General features: G+C 45.7%; 5 protein-coding genes. All 5 read right to left on the bottom strand.

The window, feature by feature from the left end; translation table 11 throughout:
• Positions 1 to 171: 171 nt before the first annotated feature.
• Genes K6C05_RS08540 through K6C05_RS08520 form a run of 5 tightly spaced genes read right to left on the bottom strand, consistent with a single transcriptional unit; the run spans position 172 to position 3,115 of the window.
• On the bottom strand, positions 172 to 795 hold the full coding sequence (locus K6C05_RS08540; RefSeq protein WP_296733652.1) for an ERF family protein: 624 nt from the start codon (positions 793 to 795) through the stop codon (positions 172 to 174).
• Between the two features lie 25 nt (positions 796 to 820).
• Positions 821 to 1,249: a hypothetical protein gene (locus K6C05_RS08535; protein WP_296733649.1), complete on the bottom strand. Its 429-nt coding sequence runs from the start codon at positions 1,247 to 1,249 to the stop codon at positions 821 to 823.
• A gap of 55 nt (positions 1,250 to 1,304) precedes the next feature.
• Entirely contained in the window at positions 1,305 to 2,198 is an 894-nt protein-coding gene (locus K6C05_RS08530; RefSeq protein ID WP_296733647.1) for a hypothetical protein, read from the bottom strand.
• A 15-nt stretch (positions 2,199 to 2,213) separates the two neighbouring features.
• Entirely contained in the window at positions 2,214 to 2,561 is a 348-nt protein-coding gene (locus tag K6C05_RS08525; protein ID WP_296733646.1) for a hypothetical protein, read from the bottom strand.
• A gap of 20 nt (positions 2,562 to 2,581) precedes the next feature.
• Positions 2,582 to 3,115, bottom strand: a complete 534-nt coding sequence (locus tag K6C05_RS08520; protein WP_296733643.1) for a hypothetical protein — start codon at positions 3,113 to 3,115, stop codon at positions 2,582 to 2,584.
• Positions 3,116 to 3,292 lie beyond the last annotated feature (177 nt).

Below are 3,292 nucleotides of genomic sequence, written 5' to 3'. Positions count from 1 at the left end.
CATAGCTAAAGCTTTTCTGAACCACGCGACTATCGCGTGGTTTTCTTTATACAAAAAACGACCTCCAGCGTTGGTGCTGGAGGTCGTTTCACATGAAGCTGTTTATTATTTTACACGAATATTACCATATAGTTAGTACTTTAAATTATGAAATGATGTATTGCATTTCTACTACACCGCCTGATGGTTTTTCTGGCAGTTCATGCAGAGGCCGGTTCCGAAGCGTTCTTGACTGAATTTCTGTACTTTGTCAGAAATTTTGGTGCCACAGTCTGCGCAAACGGCCCCAAGGCTGTAGGCAGCTCCTGTGCTTCTACTGACAGCCTTTGGCTTGGGTACTTCTGATACAAACTGGTCGGTGCGGATATCCGCCTCCGGATCATCACCAGTAGAGATGTTAAATGCCATCATATAGGCGTACTTGATACTGGCTGTTTCAGCCTTCATAACGGCCTTGTCTCCGCTGTCCTGTCCATTACCAAGACCAGTTATATCCACATATTCACCAGAATCAGAATCAATAAGCCTTATGTTCATTTGTACCGTCGCCAGGTGCTCCTTATTGCCCTTTGCATTGACAACATGCTCCAGCGAGATGAGATTGGCCTTGGCAATCGAGCATATCTTATTCTTGACCAATGCCTCATTAACCTTTTCCAGCACATCTGCCGCCGTCGCATACTGGTATTTATGAAATTCATTAGTTCCGTTCTTCTGGACATGCGAGACTTCCTCCATGACCTTGACCAGTTTGGCCGTGATTTTCTTGATTGGTCTTTCCGTTGAAGTTTCCATTGTAAATTCTCTCCTCTCATAACATTCACGCAATCAGGGGCAAGGAGTCCCAGCAATATCGGTATACCAAATTATATGGCCTTACTTCCTTAATCATTTCGCCATCCTCCCAAAGCTGCAAGCCGGAGTCTGCTCCCCGGTCATCAGTAGCCCAATAATACCTGAAGTCCACCTCGGGGAACCTTTTGACCAGAGTTTCAATTGCCTTTAATGGTGCAGTCCAAGCGGTGGAAAAACTGATAGTATTATCATTGTTCCTAATGCAGTCCAAGGCATCAGTAGAACCCCAGTTGGCTATTTTCCAATGGTGAACATCCACCTCCGACTTTTTCGGCAAAGGAAGGATTTTTTCCATATCCACAAGACCATTCTTGCCACTAATAAAACCCATAACCTTTTCTACATCTTCTTTGGCTCCCAACAAAACCAGCACATTACGCACATAGTTTGCCATATTAAACACCCCCAAATATCAAGGGCACTGCCTTTAATGGCAGAGCCCCTTCACATTATCCTGCTTTCTTTATCATAGCCTGCTTTACAGCCTGTCCGTGGTCACAGTAGTCGGCCACATCACAATAGCTCTGGCACTTCTTATCGTGCCAGCGTTCCCTGGCTGAGCACAGCTTTGGCATTTCACCTGTGGCCATAGCTTCCTTCAAGGCCTTCGCCTTATGCTTAAAGTACCTGATAAGCCAGTGGTCGGAAATCTTATTGATAGGAATAATGTAGACATTCCTGTCAATACCCCGCTCAGCCGCTATTCTAAGGCTTCCATCTCTACATATTGCCTGAATAAACATCCTTTTGACCTCAAAGCCCTGCTGTTCCAGCAATATCCGATAATAATTCAGCTGTAAGGCCCAGTCCATAACATACCTGACACCATCTGTAAACAGTTCCTGACGGTACTTTGGCTGACCTTTCTTGGCACCAGTCTTATAGACCTCTCCTGTTGGAACAGACTTCTTGTAATACCCCAAGGCCCGCATCAGCTTGTAGCTGGAAGTTACCTTCAAATCCCCCAGTGTTCCTGTATCTTCATCAAGGAGCTGTCCATAGAGGTCAAATTTGCCACTGGTAGTACCATCCTTTAGCCTCACCTCAGCCAAAATATCACCATCAATATGCTTCTCATGGATACCATGTATGCCCTGTCCTTGTAGGGCGTATAAGGCATCCTCTGGGTTAATGGCGTATTCTCTGGTCTTTTTGAGGAATACTTCTCTGGTTCCATTCAAAAGCTCCGTAACACTGGGTTCATCGAGCTGTCGGTCAGAACTCTGAGCCACTGCCCTTAGTGTTGGCAGGAACATACAGCGTGTCCCACACCTGCACCCATCCAAACACCCTGAAATTGAAATCTCCTTCCCATCTGGACAGGAGAACTTGGTTGCCGGCATTATATTTCATCCTTTCTATGCGATTTTCACTTTAACTTCTTCCCCAGAATTACTGGGATTGCCGCCATCAAAACCTTCAGAATCATCTCCAACGAAAACTTCATTTCCTCCATCCTCCTTCCGTTCAGCAAGCTCATACTCCAACTTGATATCACCAAAATATCTACTCCCATAGCCCAGAGCAGATACTTCCACTTTTCCAGCAGCCCTGATAAGAGCTTCCCCCAACAACTTTGCCTGATTTGGGTTCAGTGTTACCTGAAAATCGCTGTCACCAGCCTTGGCAAACAAATAAATACAACCATCAATCCGCAACAAACAGTCAATATTGTCATAAGCCAAGCAGTTTGAATATGTTGACATGATTTACCTCCTGTTCAAACCTATGCCGTTAACGCTCCCAAAGACCTTACGGGTGTGATATTGATTACACCCCTATGCTTGGGCATAGGCTCCGCAAGTATCTCACCACCAATACGTTTTAAGGCCGTAGCACGCTCGTAGCTAGGCGCAAGCTGGGATGTAGCAATAACTGCATTAAGGAGTCCATAACGGCTGTTGTCGCCACTCATAAAGAGCTGACGCAGGACATCTCCACGCTCATTCTGGGTGAGCATATACCTATCAGCCAAAACCTCTACCTCCTGCATCGGATCCTTGCCCAAAGGGATGTCCATGGCTGACCGCAGCTTATCCACTGCCATAACGAATTTAGTTTCATCGGCTGCCACCTTAACAGTGTCCTGAACCTTCATGAAGAAGGCTTTATCATCCGCCTGCAGTGTTTCATCCGAATACAGCTCGTATGCACTGTCACCATCAACCTGCTTACCTACATGATATTTTTTCTGGGTGTAATCTTTCAGAATAAGGCCGTTCTTACATACAAGCCTATAAATTAATGGCTCAACCTTCACAGAGCCAAGTCCTACCTATGAATTGGAAATAACCAAGCCGGCCTGTACCACATCAACAGTGGCAACTTCCTCCTTCAACCGCTTATTAACAACCTTGATATACATGTGTTCAGGTGTTACATCGCAGCTGGTAATCTCTGCCCCAGCCATGTCCTTGATAATTGGAAGGACCGCTTC

Origin of the sequence: Anaerovibrio sp., from assembly GCF_024697385.1 — a bacterium.
Taxonomy (GTDB): domain Bacteria; phylum Bacillota; class Negativicutes; order Selenomonadales; family Selenomonadaceae; genus Anaerovibrio.
This window is presented reverse-complemented; position numbering and strand designations above follow the sequence as displayed.

Coding starts and splice junctions, on each gene's coding strand:
- K6C05_RS08535 (WP_296733649.1), bottom strand. CDS start 1,249: ATGGCAAACTATGTGCGTAATGTGCTGGTTTTGTTGGGAGCCAAAGAA.
- K6C05_RS08525 (WP_296733646.1), bottom strand. CDS start 2,561: ATGTCAACATATTCAAACTGCTTGGCTTATGACAATATTGACTGTTTG.
- K6C05_RS08540 (WP_296733652.1), bottom strand. CDS start 795: ATGGAAACTTCAACGGAAAGACCAATCAAGAAAATCACGGCCAAACTG.
- K6C05_RS08530 (WP_296733647.1), bottom strand. CDS start 2,198: ATGCCGGCAACCAAGTTCTCCTGTCCAGATGGGAAGGAGATTTCAATT.